The sequence below is a fragment of the Cyanobacteria bacterium GSL.Bin1 genome (genome assembly GCA_009909085.1).
Taxonomy (GTDB): Bacteria; Cyanobacteriota; Cyanobacteriia; order Cyanobacteriales; family Rubidibacteraceae; genus Halothece.
In genome coordinates this window covers 1-14030 of sequence record JAAANX010000062.1, presented here as the reverse complement: position 1 = coordinate 14030, position 14030 = coordinate 1, and the positions used below count along the sequence as shown (strand labels likewise).

The 14030-nt window shown below is 44.7% G+C and carries 18 protein-coding genes; 6 read left to right on the top strand and 12 right to left on the bottom strand.

Annotated features, from left to right (window positions below):
• Positions 1-20: 20 nt before the first annotated feature.
• Positions 21-2039 (bottom strand): flavin-dependent dehydrogenase, encoded by a 2019-nt coding sequence (locus GVY04_07000; protein ID NBD15888.1) that lies wholly within the window; start codon positions 2037-2039, stop codon positions 21-23.
• A gap of 153 nt (positions 2040-2192) precedes the next feature.
• Here GVY04_07000 and GVY04_06995 point away from each other — a divergent pair, with 153 nt between their 5' ends.
• From GVY04_06995 to GVY04_06985, 3 genes are all read left to right on the top strand, one after another.
• Positions 2193-2438, top strand: coding sequence for a hypothetical protein (locus tag GVY04_06995; GenBank protein ID NBD15887.1), 246 nt, complete (start codon positions 2193-2195; stop codon positions 2436-2438).
• A gap of 15 nt (positions 2439-2453) precedes the next feature.
• Positions 2454-3416, top strand: coding sequence for a DUF362 domain-containing protein (locus GVY04_06990; GenBank protein NBD15886.1), 963 nt, complete (start codon positions 2454-2456; stop codon positions 3414-3416).
• A gap of 142 nt (positions 3417-3558) precedes the next feature.
• Complete coding sequence (locus GVY04_06985) at positions 3559-3771, top strand: hypothetical protein (GenBank protein ID NBD15885.1); 213 nt, start codon at positions 3559-3561, stop codon at positions 3769-3771.
• A 42-nt stretch (positions 3772-3813) separates the two neighbouring features.
• On the opposite strand, the gene GVY04_06980 is transcribed toward GVY04_06985, so the two are convergent.
• On the bottom strand, positions 3814-5034 hold the full coding sequence (locus GVY04_06980) for a DUF4912 domain-containing protein (GenBank protein NBD15884.1): 1221 nt from the start codon (positions 5032-5034) through the stop codon (positions 3814-3816).
• A 296-nt stretch (positions 5035-5330) separates the two neighbouring features.
• Between GVY04_06980 and GVY04_06975 the strand changes: the two genes are divergently transcribed.
• Positions 5331-5504 carry a hypothetical protein gene (locus tag GVY04_06975; GenBank protein NBD15883.1) on the top strand — a complete coding sequence of 58 codons (174 nt, stop codon included), beginning with the start codon at positions 5331-5333 and terminating at the stop codon, positions 5502-5504.
• Positions 5505-5522: 18 nt separating this feature from the next.
• Here the strand turns inward: GVY04_06975 and GVY04_06970 are convergent, their stop codons facing one another.
• The 6 genes from GVY04_06970 to lpdA all read right to left on the bottom strand — a co-directional run bounded on the left by GVY04_06970 (position 5523) and on the right by lpdA (position 10295).
• On the bottom strand, positions 5523-6677 hold the full coding sequence (locus GVY04_06970) for an aminotransferase class V-fold PLP-dependent enzyme (GenBank protein ID NBD15882.1): 1155 nt from the start codon (positions 6675-6677) through the stop codon (positions 5523-5525).
• Between the two features lie 188 nt (positions 6678-6865).
• Positions 6866-7123, bottom strand: coding sequence for a hypothetical protein (locus GVY04_06965; protein ID NBD15881.1), 258 nt, complete (start codon positions 7121-7123; stop codon positions 6866-6868).
• Between the two features lie 65 nt (positions 7124-7188).
• Positions 7189-8076: an indole-3-glycerol phosphate synthase TrpC gene (gene trpC, locus GVY04_06960; protein NBD15880.1), complete on the bottom strand. Its 888-nt coding sequence runs from the start codon at positions 8074-8076 to the stop codon at positions 7189-7191.
• Between the two features lie 43 nt (positions 8077-8119).
• The gene (locus GVY04_06955) at positions 8120-8536 is read right to left on the bottom strand and encodes a PIN domain-containing protein (GenBank protein ID NBD15879.1); all 417 of its coding nucleotides are present in this window, start codon (positions 8534-8536) and stop codon (positions 8120-8122) included.
• Positions 8533-8775 carry a type II toxin-antitoxin system prevent-host-death family antitoxin gene (locus tag GVY04_06950; GenBank protein ID NBD15878.1) on the bottom strand — a complete coding sequence of 81 codons (243 nt, stop codon included), beginning with the start codon at positions 8773-8775 and terminating at the stop codon, positions 8533-8535. Before GVY04_06950 ends, GVY04_06955 begins: the two co-directional genes overlap by 4 nt.
• Before the next feature lie 89 nt (positions 8776-8864).
• The gene (lpdA, locus tag GVY04_06945; GenBank protein ID NBD15877.1) at positions 8865-10295 is read right to left on the bottom strand and encodes a dihydrolipoyl dehydrogenase; all 1431 of its coding nucleotides are present in this window, start codon (positions 10293-10295) and stop codon (positions 8865-8867) included.
• Between the two features lie 174 nt (positions 10296-10469).
• Between lpdA and GVY04_06940 the strand changes: the two genes are divergently transcribed.
• Positions 10470-10895, top strand: a complete 426-nt coding sequence (locus GVY04_06940) for a hypothetical protein (GenBank protein ID NBD15876.1) — start codon at positions 10470-10472, stop codon at positions 10893-10895.
• The gene (locus GVY04_06935) at positions 10896-11375 is read left to right on the top strand and encodes a GNAT family N-acetyltransferase (protein ID NBD15875.1); all 480 of its coding nucleotides are present in this window, start codon (positions 10896-10898) and stop codon (positions 11373-11375) included.
• Here the strand turns inward: GVY04_06935 and GVY04_06930 are convergent.
• The 4 genes from GVY04_06930 to GVY04_06915 all read right to left on the bottom strand — a co-directional run.
• Entirely contained in the window at positions 11372-12040 is a 669-nt protein-coding gene (locus GVY04_06930) for an urease accessory protein UreF (protein NBD15874.1), read from the bottom strand. The two genes, GVY04_06935 and GVY04_06930, sit on opposite strands and share 4 nt — an antisense overlap.
• Before the next feature lie 32 nt (positions 12041-12072).
• Positions 12073-12384, bottom strand: coding sequence for a hypothetical protein (locus tag GVY04_06925; GenBank protein NBD15873.1), 312 nt, complete (start codon positions 12382-12384; stop codon positions 12073-12075).
• A gap of 39 nt (positions 12385-12423) precedes the next feature.
• Positions 12424-12855: an urease accessory protein UreE gene (gene ureE / locus GVY04_06920; GenBank protein ID NBD15872.1), complete on the bottom strand. Its 432-nt coding sequence runs from the start codon at positions 12853-12855 to the stop codon at positions 12424-12426.
• 282 nt (positions 12856-13137) lie between these two features.
• On the bottom strand, positions 13138-14030 hold an 893-nt coding region (locus GVY04_06915), incomplete at its 5' end, for a DUF4351 domain-containing protein (protein NBD15871.1).

Here is a 14030-nt window from a genome sequence, read left to right as displayed (position 1 = left end):
CACCCCAACTTTCTCTTGCATCAGATTGAAGAGTCAGGATCCTGAGTGCTCAATTTTCCTAAACCATTGGTCAGAGAATAGCTAAAACTCAGTCCTCTTAACCAAAGTGCCGGAAACCGTTTTTCTAACCAAGATTGATTATTTTGCAGCCACTGCGGAAACCAACCTCGGAATAAAAAACCAATGATGGCATCAAGGGTAAAACTGAGATAGCTACCGACCCACCGGAAAAAGTCTTTACTACCCGCTTGTTCCCAAATCCAACCAATGAGGGCAGGATTCATCCAAGCTGCTTTCAGGGCAAGACGGTTGAATAAAAGCCAGCCCGCGCGATCTTTAATAAAGGTATCGGCAACCGCAGGGGGTTCATTCGCCAGTAAGCCAAAGAAAGTATTTAACATAGCGTTAATCCGTTGCGGAGGCAGGGTTTTACCGGTGGGAACCATCATGCCTTTGGAAAATAGCCAAGTGACGGCAACATTACTTTGGTAGGCACGAACTTGGTTGAGGTCTTTGGCTTGTAAGAGGTCATGTTTGAGGGCAGTATCCAGAAGCGTCGTCAGTCGATCCAGGTTACGAATCAGCGAACCAAAGCCAGTAAAGACCAGAGGCGATTGGAGGGAGGCAGCATCGCCTAGGGCGAGTAAGCGATCAAACGCCACAGCGCGATCGCGATCGCCAACGCTAAAATGACCGGGAATATAACCAAAGGTCGCTTTTTTCCATTGCAGTTGTTCCATGTCACACCGACGATACTCTGGTAATATTGTAAAGAAATCTTCATACATTTCTAATAAAGAGCCGGGGTTATCCGGGTGAACTTGATGATAATGGAAGAGATAAATCGTCAGTTCTTCTTCGGCAGCAGGAAATAACTCCCAAATCAGTTGTCGTCCCCGGGAAATATCCCCATGAGAATTTAAAACATCCCCATAATCTGAATCCCAAACCCCAGGTGGGAAGCCGCTTTTCACGGTAGCGCCGACAGTGGGACAAACACTATCAAAAGCGCGATCGCCGTTGAGTTGCCAAGCAATGGGAGACGCTGAACCCATGGCATCAATTAACAGCCGTCCCACTGCCTTTTTCGGAGTTTCGCTAGGTAAATGTTGACAGTTCACTGTGACTGCAGTTTTACTCACTTGTGCTTCGCTAAACTCGGTCTCATCCCAAATTTCTCCTCCTGCGGCTTGTAGTTTTTCTCCACACAGGGCTAACAGTTTTTCCGAATCGAGGGCAATATTTAAGACAGTTGGGGTATGTAAGACATCTCCTTTGAGATGAGGGGGATTATTGCCATCAAAGAACTTGTTAAAGCCATCCTTGTATTCGCGGGCAATCAGGGTTTCAAACTCACTAGCCGTGAACAACCCTAAATCAATCAAAGCCTGAAACTCTTGGCGAGAAATATTCCATTCCCGGTTCATCCGTCCAAAGGGAAGCCGTTCTAATAACAAAACCCGATAGCCTCGTCGTGCCATTACAGCGGCATGGATTACCCCTAAAGCCCCCCCCACATAAATTAAATCATAATCGGGTAATGCTTCTGGCTCAGCCGTTGTTCGTTTAATAACCGTTTTTGGTTGTTTTGGCTGATGAGCCTCAGCGCGCCAGCGTTGTTCCCACCAATAGACACGGGTGAGGGCAGATTCGCCATTGGGAATTTTTTGGAAGAAATGAACGGTCTTCGGATAATCTTCCGCTAATGCCGAAAAAATAGAGTGTTGAGAGAAGTCAACGTTTGGCAATTCTGGGTAAGCTGGCGGAAATTTTTTTTCTAGAGAATATTTAAGATGTTGTGCTAAACGACGGGCAAAAGCAGCAGGAAAGTTACCCCAACGAAAAGCTTTGAGATAAGTCGTGTTTTGGACCGACCAGAGAAACACAGAAACTTCCCCAGCTGTTTGTGGAAACTGTAACCTAACGCCTTGTCTCGTTGTTTTTTTATAACTTGAGTCTAGCTGCCAAGTTTCTTGTAACCAATGATAGACCAAGGTTGAATCGCTAACAGGAACTTCCGTGTACAAAATCTCTTCCATAATTGCCTTATTTAACATTAATTTTGTGATACACTGACGATTAAAAGTGCTAAAAGTACGCTAAACTTTCAGATACTCAACATTAAAATTGTTTAACAAAAGTTAACAGTCTTATTATTTATTAAAGAAAACACTGTGTATTGTAAACCAGCCATGAATTATCCCATCCCAGCGACAGTAGAAGAAATAGAAGCGCTTAAAGCCAACCCGGTTGATGAAGAATTAATTGCCGCTGTAATTGCGGGAGTCGTACAAATCGCCCGTGCGCAAGGGCAAACCCTAGACGAACTAACGGCAGAAGTCCTAGCAGACGACCATTGGTTGGAACCGTCTCAAAGACGATGGCTTAGTGATATTGTGGCGCAAGCCTGGCAAAGTCTTTGTCATAATGATCGATAAATTCTTTTGCCAACTATGTCACCAACCGTTAGCCTAATTTCTGCATCCACTTACGACTCGCCAGCGCTAGAACACTCGATTCAGGAGGTCTTAGCGCCCTTAGGCGGAATCGAAACGTTTGTTCAACCGGGAGCAAACGTGTTACTCAAACCGAATTTTCTCACCGGTTCTCGCCCCACCAAAGAATGTATTACTCGTCCAGAAATCGTTGCTTGTGTAGCAAAACTAGTGAAGGCAGCAGGGGGGAAACCTTTTATTGGCGATAGTCCAGCCTTTGGCAGTGCCCATGGCGTTGCCAAAGCAAACGGTTATTTACCCTTTTTAGAAGCATTAGAAATTCCAATCGTTGAATTTCATGGCAAACGGTATGAAATCGCCAGTGAAACGTTTAACCATCTGCGTTTATCGAAAGAAGCGATGTCAGCAGATGTGGTCATTAACCTACCCAAAGTCAAATCCCATAGCCAATTGACCTTAACCTTGGGGGTGAAAAACTTGTTTGGTTGTGTCCCTGGAAAAATGAAAGCCTGGTGGCACATGGAGGCGGGAAAAGATAGCCAGCGCTTTGGAGAAATGTTAGTAGAAACCGCAAACGCGATCGCGCCAGATTTAACGCTAATTGACGGTATTATCGGACATGAAGGAAATGGTCCGAGTGCAGGGGAACCTCGCTTCTTAGGCTTACTAGGCGCTTCTACGGACGTTTTTGCTTTAGATCGCGCCTTAGTCGAAATTCTCAACGTTAATCCTCAAAAAGTACCGACCGTTGCTGCTGCCTTACGTCAAGGACTTTGTCCAAAGATGAATGAAATTGAATTTCCTCGAAAAACACCAGCCGCCCTACACGTTCAAGATTGGAAACTCTCCGACCAACTGCATGCGATTGATTTTGGTGCCCCAAGAGTGCTCCGTTCCCTGTTTAAACATCTTTATATTCGTTGGATTAAAGAACCGGCACAAACTTATTCTTCTCGCTAAGTGAGATTTGATGCCAGTTTGTTGTTTTTGACACAGTGACGCCTCCGCCAATGATTAGAATAGAAATTAGGGGCACAAAGAGCACTGTTGACTCTCTTTCTCTCAATTATTTTAATGACTTTTTTACCAGTTATTTTCTTGTATGGATTCCAGTAGTTTGCCTGGCAGGTCTTTTCAACCCAACCCTTATCGATGGGTCAGTTTACTTGGGGGCGCGATCGCGTTGCTAACTCTAACGATTCCCCCGGCAATTATTACCTACTACTCAGCCAACAAGGCACTTGAAACTGTATTCCCTACCTCCTCCCTGAACACTGAAGCGCAGCCCCACTCAGTGGTCGAAAAACGCGATTAGTTTTTTTTCGGGAGTTTAACGCGATCTAGGAAGGGATACTCCCTAGGATGACCACTGGAGAAATGTCTTTCCTGTAACAGGAATATTGCTGCTCGGCTCAGGTTGGGTAAATTTCATTTGCATGGAAAAAATTTGCTTACCATAATGGGAGTAGGCTGTTACAGCCTGCTCAGCCACTCCATTTGCAAAAGAAACTTGAAACTGGAATTGACCTTCAGCGTTAGCTTGAATCTGATCTTCCCCGACCACAAGTGTTGATCCCGGTTCCGTTTTGCCGGAAATCATTAATTCAGCCTCTCCGGCTAAAGCCACTTGCGGGGTCGTTGCTGCATCCGAACCCGTGCTGTCTTGCTGGTCTTCTTTGGTAGGATAGGGGACAGCCCACAGCCCCCCCCCAGAAGGAAAAACATAAGAACTCATCGTAGATCGCGGTTGCATAGAACTATAGAATGAACCCGCCAGTCTTCCTCCTTCTAAAGGGTCAGACATTTCAAAAATTTCTTCGTAAATTTGCCAATTGCGATCTCGGAAACGTTGTCTTTGCTCCTGAGAACTTTTCGATTCCGGTAGTGTTAACTCTTCTTCCGGGATGGATTGGAGATGTTCTTCCCAATTGACTTCAATAAAGTGATCTTCAATCCAGTCGGAGGGATAGACGGGTGGCGTATGAACGGATGCGGACCGGGCTAGCATTAACCAGCTGCCATCAGGACAGCGATAGCCAATTTCACAGAGATAATCGCGATCGCTGTTGGGGATCGGAACATACCATTCTCGGGCTAATTCATCTATCGGATATTCTTGTACGCTATGACGATGCTGCAGCTCTAGATCAAGGTTCGTTACATCATACAGGCGTAATAATAGTTGTTGTCCCCCCTGGCGACGCAATTCTTCTTTGTGTTCATTGGGAACATCCCAATAAACATAACTCCATTCCGGATCCCGAGGCATCATCACAATCCTACTCTTACCATAGCCACCGGGTAATTCGGGTAATCCCTCATCCACTGACGTTAAATCATCATCACTCATTGTATTGTCACTGGTTCCTAATTCAAATTTGGCTGCTTCCATCACCTCTTGGGTTTCTGAGCCCGGAATTGGCGAAGCAGATTGTTTTCTTTGCCGTTCAATATTTTTAATTGCTTCTATTAACTGGGCTTTACGCATCCGGCTGTAACGAGAGATGCTGTACTCACTCGCTATTTTCCGGAGTTGGCGCAATGTCATTTCTTCTAGAGGAGGGCGTGCTGTTGGCATTAGCTTTGGTATTGGAGGACGACAAAATAATCGAGCAAGACGTAGGGAGCGCTGCATTTATAGTTTTAGCAGATGATCACTGGGCAAGGTCAAGAGGTGGAACAGCTTTTTTTTCGGGTTTGACGGGTTGATGCCCCCTTGGGGGATCATTATGTCATAAAATCTTGACATCAGCGATCCCCACTCCGGTTGGAAAAGGGGTAAAGGTTGGGTACACATTGATCCCAGTGAATGGGGGAGGAAGCTTGCGGTGTTGGGGGTGGCGGTGAGTAGGAGTTAATAATTAACAATTAGTAATGAATAATGAGGGGTGTAGCCATTACCAGTTAACGCTATCGGTTAACTTTGTTCCTGTTGCCTATTCCCGCATCGGGTTATTGCCAAATTTGTGGCACTCTATTGATCAATTAATTCCCAAAAAAAGTTGGGCGCTCTTACTTCCACCCAACTTAATGATTGATAATTTTTGATTGCAGTGTGATTAATGACTAAGACTCAGCAAAAATTCGGGTTGCTGCGGCAACGCCAGCACCCGCATTCATCGTTTCATGTCCTAACTCTCGGAGTGCTGCTTCAAGAGACCCAATCACCGTTAAGACATCTCGTTCACTGACAAATCCCAAGTGACCAATTCGGAAAATGCGTCCTTTGAGTTCATTTTGTCCGCCAGCAAGGGCAATATTAAATTGTTTTTTCATGACCGAACGCACTTTTTCCGCTTCTACCGTTGTGGGTGCAACAGCGGTCACAGCACGGCTCGCTGCATTATTGGGAGCTAGTAAGGCTAAACCAAGTGCTTGAATTGCTTCCCGGGTGGCTAGGGTGTTGCGTTCGTGACGGGCAAAAATATTTTCTAACCCTTCTTGGCGCATCATCTCTAAGGCAACTTGTAAGCCAAACATGAGATTAATCGGTGGGGTGTAAGGGGTGCTATTTTTAGCAGTTGATTTACGATAAGCTCCTAGATCAAGATAGAACTTAGGTAGTTTAGCGGTTTCATACGCTTTCCAGGCTTTCTCACTGACCGCAATAAAACCTAAACCGGGAGGAATCATGTAGCCTTTTTGGGAACCGGAAGCCACCACATCTAAGCCCCACTCATCAATGGGAAGACTGACGGCACCCAAACTCGTTACCGCATCAACGATAATTAACGCTTCCCCATGATTTTTGACATGGCGGTTAATCGTTTCTAAATCGTTGAGAACCCCAGTGGAGGTTTCGGAATGGGTGACAATAACCGCTTTAATTTCTTTATTGGTATCGGCTTCGAGTGTCTCGCGGATTACTTCTGGATCAAGGGCATCTCCCCATTCTGCAGTAATACGTTCGGTTTGTAAGCCAAAGGCTTCGCTCATGTCAGCCCAGCGTTCGCCAAATTTGCCATTACAGGCAACAATAACGCGATCGCCAGGACTAAGGAAGTTAATAATACCAGCTTCCATTGCCCCTGTGCCACTGACAGTAAGCGTTAAAACATCTTGTTGGGTCTGATGAAGCCATTTTAGGTTTTCGTTAATTTCACCAATGATTTCGCTAAATTCTGGGCTACGATGACCGATGGGGTGTTTAGCTTGGGCGAGTAAAACCTTCTCCGGTACCGGTGTGGGTCCCGGAATCATAAGTAAATCTTTATTTTCCATAGCATCTCCTTTGTATCTAGTAATCGGTGCAAAGCTTCCTTCCGTTATCTTTCAGCGCAACTTTCTAAAACTTGAGGTGTCTCAGCATGAAAGCAGAACTTGGAATTCAATGCCAACGCCTGCTCTAACTTTGAGTGAGGAGGCAATTGAGAAAAGCGGTTGGAGTTAGCGGGTTATATTATCTCACCTTATTGATCACAGCTGAATGATTGCACTGGTTTCGGGTCAGGATTCAGCGACCAGCGATAATCAAATGGGTACTGGGTTTGCTCACAAATGGCCTCAATTTGTTTTTGTTGAGCGAGTGCCTTACGCAAGGTGACGATCAGCTGTCGTGTTTGATCCCGTAAGGTGGGGTGAGAATAAGTGGCAGTGATGGTTTGTCGTTCTAAGAGTTGTAGCAGTAACTCGTAATGGATGTGAGAGGGAAGAGGTAACGGTTCCATAAACGTTTGAGAGGAGGCACACCAAGGGTTAACTGAGCAAGTTATGGGAAGTGGTTTGCTATATCCTACCAATTATACAGGGCGCTGATAGCATCGCTAGGATTAGGTTTCACGAGTAGGGATTCTCCAATCAACACGGCACTTGCCCCTGCTTGCTCTACCCTTCTGAGATCTTCAGCGGTATGCAAACCGGATTCACTAACGAGGGTAATGCCTTTGCGGTTTAATTGTTCTTGGCGTTGCTCAATTAAGGTCGTCGTTGTTTGCAGATTGACAGAGAAGTCTTCTAAGTTGCGGTTATTAATGCCAATCACGGTAATGCCATCTATATTCAGGGCGCGATCGAGCTCTTCTAAAGTATGGACTTCCACTAACGGGGTCATGCCTAAACTATTAATAATCTTGACAAAATAGTTCAAATCTTGATCATTTAAGATGGCAACAATTAATAAGATGGCATCCGCACCCACAAGCCGGGCTTGATAAATTTGGTAAGGATAAATAATAAATTCCTTACATAAAACGGGTAGATTAACTGCCTCTCTAGCTAAGCCTAAATTTTCAAAACTCCCCTGAAAAAATTCCACATCAGTGAGAACCGACAAACAACTTGCCCCTGCTTGCTCATAGGTTTTGGCTAACGCAATCGGATCGAAATTGTCTCGAATCACTCCTTTACTGGGAGAAGCTTTTTTCACTTCTGCAATCAATGCGGGATTTCGGTTTCCATGCTGCAAAGCCCCCAAAAAATCTCGTACTGGTGGAGCATTTTCTTTAACTTGTTTTCCTAACTGGAGAAAGGGAAGTTTTTCCCGTTGGCGATCCACTTCTTTCTCTTTTTGCCAAACAATTTTTTCGAGAATATTTTGCGGTTCATCATTCGGAAATGCCACTTGGTAGCGAACCGTATCAACATTAACGGCGGGGTTTGGAGGTCGTCTTCTAATTTGCATTACCAATAGAAATTTTTCAGAATATGACTAATCAGATTGTTGTCTAAATTAAATACGGAGAAACACCGCAGTTACTAGCCGCTTGTGCTAATTGACGATCAAGAGTTGCTAGGGGAAGTCCCTCACGGATCGCAAGTTCTAGATATGACGCATCGTAGGCGGAGAGCATTTCCATTCTTCCAATGGCAAGAGTGCTTTCTAGGGCACGAATTGCTGTTTGCTCATCCGTGTTAATCGGTAAAGCTTGAAGTAACGCCACTAATCTTCCCGTTTGCGCGCGGGTGATACGGAAACGACGCTCTGCAACTAACAGAACATTTGTTACTTCTAACGTCCACAATTGCGGAACGATCGCGCTTGTCTCTTGTAAAGAATCAAGGACCCGATCAGCATAAGGATCGCTTTCATCTTCAAAACACCAGCTTAATGCAACCGAGCAATCTAAAACAAAACGAGTCAAAACCGTCTCCCTTCTTCAATCATTTGTCGGACTGATAATCCGGCTAATGTCATTTCACGACGTAAAGTCCGTAATCCTTGAATCACAGTGGAGACATCAGGAGAGGTTGGTTTGGGAAGGGGGGTTAGCAGAGCAACAGGATGCCCGTGTTTAGTAATTGTAATTTGTTCTCCCGCAGCCACTTCATCTAATAACTTAGGCAAATGAGTTTTTGCTTCATAGGCGCCAACTGTTTTCATAACGGTGTGATTAAATTTAGGCTAGTCTAAGACTAGACTAGCACGACTGGCTGCGAAGAAAAACATCAAGACATCCCACGGAAAAATCATTAAGCCTTAACTTCTGCTCGTTTGAACGCTTCATCTAACACTTCAGAAAGGGTGGGATGGGTGTGGACATTAAAGGCTAAGTTTTGTACCGGTTGACCCGACGCGATCGCGTTGGCTGCTTCTTGAATTAAATCGGAAGCGTGCATCCCAATAATATGTGCCCCGAGTAATTCTCCGGTATCTTGACGATAGATAATTTTTGCGACGCCATCTTCTTCTCCTTCTGCAAGGGCTTTAGAATTGGCTTTGAAGTAGGTGCGAACCGATTTTACTTTAAATCCTTCCTCTTTGCCTAATTCTTTTGCTGCATCTTCCGTTAACCCGACATAACTAATTTCGGGATGGGTAAAGGCAGCCGCAGGAATCGCCCGATAATTGACAATATGTTCATCGCCACAGATATTTTCAACCGCAGAAATGCCTTGTGCCGAAGCAGTATGAGCTAACATCATTTTGCCGGTGGCATCGCCAATTGCCCATAAATTGGGAACTGGTTCACCATTAACAGTGACTTGTAAATGGTCGTTCGTCGGAATAAAACCGCGACGATCTGTTTCTACCCCCAGATTATCTAAGCCAATGTTTTTCGTGGCGGGAATTCTTCCCGTTGCCACTAACGCCGCATCCACTTCCAGAACTTCGGTTACTTCCTTGGTTTTGGCATCCGCTAGTTCAATAACAACCGGAGAACCAGGCTTGACACTTTTCGCTAGCGTGGCGGTGTAGGTTTCAATATCACGGGGTTTGATCAACACTCGTTCGGCAATTTTAGCAATATCGCGATCAAAGCCTGGCATGAGATTATCGAGCGCCTCAATCATCGTAATTTCTGATCCCAGTGCCGAATAAATATCAGAAAATTCTAAGCCAATGTAACCACTACCGATAATCGCAATCCAATCAGGAATCGAGGTTAATTTCAGCGCATCATCACTGGTATAAACGGTTTTACCATCAATTTGAATACCAGGGGGGACGAAAGGCGTTGAACCGGGAGAGAGAATAATATCCCGTCCCGTAATTGTTTTTTCCCCTTCTTCAGTGAGGATACTGACTTTTTGCGGCGCAACGAGTTTGCCCCAGCCATTGATGGTATCAACTTTCAGGCGATCTAAGCTATTGCTCATATCCCCGCGAATTTTTTCTACCAGGCTTTGGGCATGGTTAGCAATCGTAGCGCGATCAAAGTTAACGTTGCCGACATTAATTCCTAAACTTTCTAGGTGATGGGAATTTTGTAATTCTCTGACTCGTCCAGATGCAGCGAGTAGGGCTTTCGAGGGCACGCAACCGCGATTGACACAAGTGCCTCCCATATCTTTTGCTTCAATGATGGCCGTTTTGAGTCCGCGTTTGACGGCATGAAGGGCTGCGCCGTGTCCACCGACTCCTGCACCAAGAATGATTAGATCATAATCAAATTCAGCCACTACATCTTCCTCCTTCTGTTTCTTCTCTGGTCGAATTCTTATCTTAACGGATTCTGATCCAATCCCAAAGTACGGGAGTAATGAGGATTAACCGTTGTTGAATCATTTGTTGAAGATTTGTGAAATGGCTAAACTAAATCATGATCAGGTAACGAACCCAAAAAAATTGCAGTTATGCCGAAATCGACGCAAGCTCATCTTGAACGTACAATCAAAAAAGACCAACCCCTCGAAGTCAGACAACAAGAACTGAAGAAAATGAACTACTATATGGGGGCAAAACTCCTGGAAGTGGGAGTTGATCCACAATCGCCAGATATTCTCTATCGTTGGTCGATTAAAACAGATGGCAATCAGCAAACTTGTACGTTGAGCGCATTTTGGGGTGACTCAAAAGCAAAACTCCTTTCCGGAGATTATCCCCTCACGGGTGAAGAATTAATCAACTGTGCCAAAGCCAACGTCTCAAAAGGGATCGCTACGGCTGCCCAACTCTGTGGTTATGCCTCAGATCTCAATCGTTTCCGTTCCTCTCTCAAAGAGGCAATGGCAGAAATGGGATTAGAAGACGAATCACTGCAAAAATTGTTGAGTTCATAAATGACAGTTCCTTCTGCTTCTTTACCCACTGGATGTCTGATTCGACGTGCCACTGCCCAGGATCAGTGGCGCATTCGCCAATTAGTGCTGAGTGCAAAGCTTGATCCGACGCAGTTGCGCTGGCAGCAATTTTGGGTGATTGAATATAAGGAAAAAGTGATTGCTTGTGGACAGTTACGCAGCTTTGAAAACGCCCAGGAATTAGGCAGTTTAGTCGTCGCAAAACCTTGGCGCGATCGCGGCTTAGGAACCGCTTTAACCCAACACCTAATTGAAGAAGCGACTCAGCCTCTTTATCTAGAATGTTTAGGGAAAAGACTGGCGCAGTTTTATGCTCGTTTTGGCTTTGTTCGTGTAAGTTGGCAAGCCTTACCGCGATCGCTGCAATTGAAATTTGGTCTATCGCAATTGGCAAAGACGGTATTAAGACTCCCTGTGGCAATTATGGTGCAGCAAGGGCAGTCTAAAAGTCCCTCTTAACTGCGGAATAACCGACTGTACTGGGTTTCATGCTGCATACTCGCCAGCCCTAGCCCCCAGCTACAGGTGTAGAGATCATCATCGGCAAGAGGCAAAACGGCTGTTGCTGTATTTTCTATGTCAGTGTGTAGTTGTAACAGAATTTGCTGTCCAGTGGTTTGACCCAGGGGAATTAATTTGACACCGGCATTCATCAGATTCGTTGCCCAACTGTGAAGATAACCCAAAACCGCTGAATCTTCATCGATTTGCCAGTGGGCGGCACCAATGCCAAACGCGATCGCGCTATTACAAGGTTTTCCCACTGCTTTCATCCCTTCTTCTAACTCAGAATTACTGTCTAATGCCAATAGCAAACGAGTTAGCGTATTTCCCATTTGCCAACTCTGTTCTCGGAGTTCAGACGTTTCCTTAACCGCACTCCCCCAGTGATTCCAAGCCTGTAATCTCTCTAAATCTCCGGTTAGCCAACAGCGATATCCCCGAAGCATCAACGCTGTTTCCAGGCGAATTGCCCCGTGTGAGAGTTCCTCCCGCAGCCATTGTTTTAATCCTTCCTCGCCCTGAATCATCTGTCGTTCAATGGCAGTTTCTAACCCTTCGGAGTAGCTGTAGGCACCCAAGGGTAAGGCAGAACTAGAGAGTTGGAGGAGTTTAAGAATCACACGATGATTTTGTTGACGGTTTGCGCTGCATCCTAGGAAGGAACGCTAGAGAGTTTAGAACAAAGTGCTTTAGCGATGTCTTCCCATTCTGTAGCTAAGCTGGTTTGACTCGCTGGTTTTCCCGCCCGTCGATACCAATAACGGGCATTGCCGATATCTCCTTCTTCCCGATGCAGATAAGCATGAACCCAGGCACTATCTTGATCATTGGCATCTTGGACAATTTGATGAGCTTTGTCCCAGTTGCCTTGTCGATCAATCCATAAGCCTTGTAAAGCAGGAGGTAAGGAACTAGGACAAGGTTTTCCTTGCGCGATCGCGCTGGTGAAGTCTTCAAACCTCATGGTTGTTACCTGTCTAGTGCATCAACTCTATTTTACTGATTAATGACCCTGATGATAAGCCCCTAGTTCTGGGAAGAACGGGGTTACTTCTGCAATTACAGTTAATCCCATGTGTTCAAGCATTTTTTTGAGAACGGGATCAGGAGACAATCGCAAGTAATCAAGGGTAATTTCTAAGGGAACATGACGATTTCCCAGATGATACGCTGCTTTGAGTAACTCTTCAGGTTGAGTGGCTTTAACTGTTAAGACTGCTTCTGGCTTCGCAACAATCCGAACGATACTTGTCCTATCGTCTGATTCTAAACAGTCTCCCGCTTGCAAGATTGTCCCTCGCGGTAAGCGTAAATAACAGGCTTCTCCACTGTCTAAGGTGAGATGTTGACGAGGGCGCGATCGCGCTTCGGCATCCAGGGAAAGCGAATCATTTGCTTCCCATTTCTCATCGTAACGCTGAGTAAAAATTAACATTTCTGAGTAGGCTAAGCTGTTGTGCATTTAAATTGGGATATTCGCATGCTTTAGAATTGTCTATCAGTTGGATTAAGTCACTTACTATACTTTGGCGCGATCGCGGTGTTCTCATTTCTTTCCAAACACGTTCACGCAGCTAAGACGGAGTCTGATCGCGCACCATAGATAAATTCCAATTGCGCTAAAGACTGACTCAAGCAATGATCAGCTTGCATGAATAAAAGTTTTGCCTCATTTAACCCCGTTCTATGGATAAAATTCAATCGCACTTGAGTATGATCAATTATTCGTAGGAGAATTAGCTAACCAAGAGTTCAGATCATCCTCATTTTCTAAATTAAACATAGCAACACCTAATTCCTCTAACTGAGAACTGTTTAAACTCATTATCTCTGCTTGCGTTTCTGAAGATAACTCTCCTAAACGATGATTAAGTAAGTGAAGGATTAATTCTTGCTTTCCTTTTTCTTTTCCTTCTTCTTTCCAACTGGTTGTAATTTCCATAATTCCCTCCTTGACGGCTATTGATTCAATTTGTTCAAATTCTTGATTGAACACTTCTAACTCGCTTGCGGTTAAACGGAGATAAGTATCAACAAACCCAGAAATTAGTTGCATTCGAGCTGGGTTTAGACGTAAAGTGGCTAATAAACGCAGACATTCCAACTTGACTCGCGGACGTTCGGTGGGGGCAATGTTCATTTTTGCCATTAACGCGCAAGCCACTGGATTAGCTTGATTGAGAAAATCTCGCCAGTTTAAGCGGTTAAGCTGAATCACCCGATAGTTAAATTGTAAGACTTGGAAATCAGGAAATTCAACTTGGTAATAATTAATCGCTTGTTTTTTCGGTTGGTCATAAGAGAAAATGACAATGGGATAAATGGGTAAATCAAATTTTTCATGTAACCGCGCAAAGTAACGGAACATTCTCTGGTTAAAGTTACTTTGAGATGAGGCTTGATTTTCTAGATGAATCAGAAAGTAAGAGTCTTCTCCCCGAAACTGTACTTCGGCTAACAAGTCGGTTTCGTAGCGGTCTCCCCTTGTCACATCGGTAAAGACTTCTTTATCCCGAAAAGTAATAGATTCGGGTTCAAGATATTCCAAAACTTGAGGAAAGAAAAGCTCAAGAAATTCGAGAAAAAAGGTGGAAATTAATTCTTTGAATA

Excerpts from the sequence above, each read along its gene's own strand:
- GVY04_07000 (NBD15888.1), bottom strand. The coding sequence starts at position 2,039 with ATGGAAGAGATTTTGTACACGGAAGTTCCTGTTAGCGATTCAACCTTG.
- GVY04_06995 (NBD15887.1), top strand. The coding sequence starts at position 2,193 with ATGAATTATCCCATCCCAGCGACAGTAGAAGAAATAGAAGCGCTTAAA.
- GVY04_06990 (NBD15886.1), top strand. The coding sequence starts at position 2,454 with ATGTCACCAACCGTTAGCCTAATTTCTGCATCCACTTACGACTCGCCA.
- GVY04_06985 (NBD15885.1), top strand. The coding sequence starts at position 3,559 with ATGGATTCCAGTAGTTTGCCTGGCAGGTCTTTTCAACCCAACCCTTAT.
- GVY04_06980 (NBD15884.1), bottom strand. The coding sequence starts at position 5,034 with ATGCCAACAGCACGCCCTCCTCTAGAAGAAATGACATTGCGCCAACTC.
- GVY04_06975 (NBD15883.1), top strand. The coding sequence starts at position 5,331 with ATGAATAATGAGGGGTGTAGCCATTACCAGTTAACGCTATCGGTTAAC.
- GVY04_06970 (NBD15882.1), bottom strand. The coding sequence starts at position 6,677 with ATGGAAAATAAAGATTTACTTATGATTCCGGGACCCACACCGGTACCG.
- GVY04_06965 (NBD15881.1), bottom strand. The coding sequence starts at position 7,123 with ATGGAACCGTTACCTCTTCCCTCTCACATCCATTACGAGTTACTGCTA.
- trpC (NBD15880.1), bottom strand. The coding sequence starts at position 8,076 with ATGCAAATTAGAAGACGACCTCCAAACCCCGCCGTTAATGTTGATACG.
- GVY04_06950 (NBD15878.1), bottom strand. The coding sequence starts at position 8,775 with ATGAAAACAGTTGGCGCCTATGAAGCAAAAACTCATTTGCCTAAGTTA.
- GVY04_06940 (NBD15876.1), top strand. The coding sequence starts at position 10,470 with ATGCCGAAATCGACGCAAGCTCATCTTGAACGTACAATCAAAAAAGAC.
- GVY04_06935 (NBD15875.1), top strand. The coding sequence starts at position 10,896 with ATGACAGTTCCTTCTGCTTCTTTACCCACTGGATGTCTGATTCGACGT.
- GVY04_06925 (NBD15873.1), bottom strand. The coding sequence starts at position 12,384 with ATGAGGTTTGAAGACTTCACCAGCGCGATCGCGCAAGGAAAACCTTGT.
- ureE (NBD15872.1), bottom strand. The coding sequence starts at position 12,855 with ATGTTAATTTTTACTCAGCGTTACGATGAGAAATGGGAAGCAAATGAT.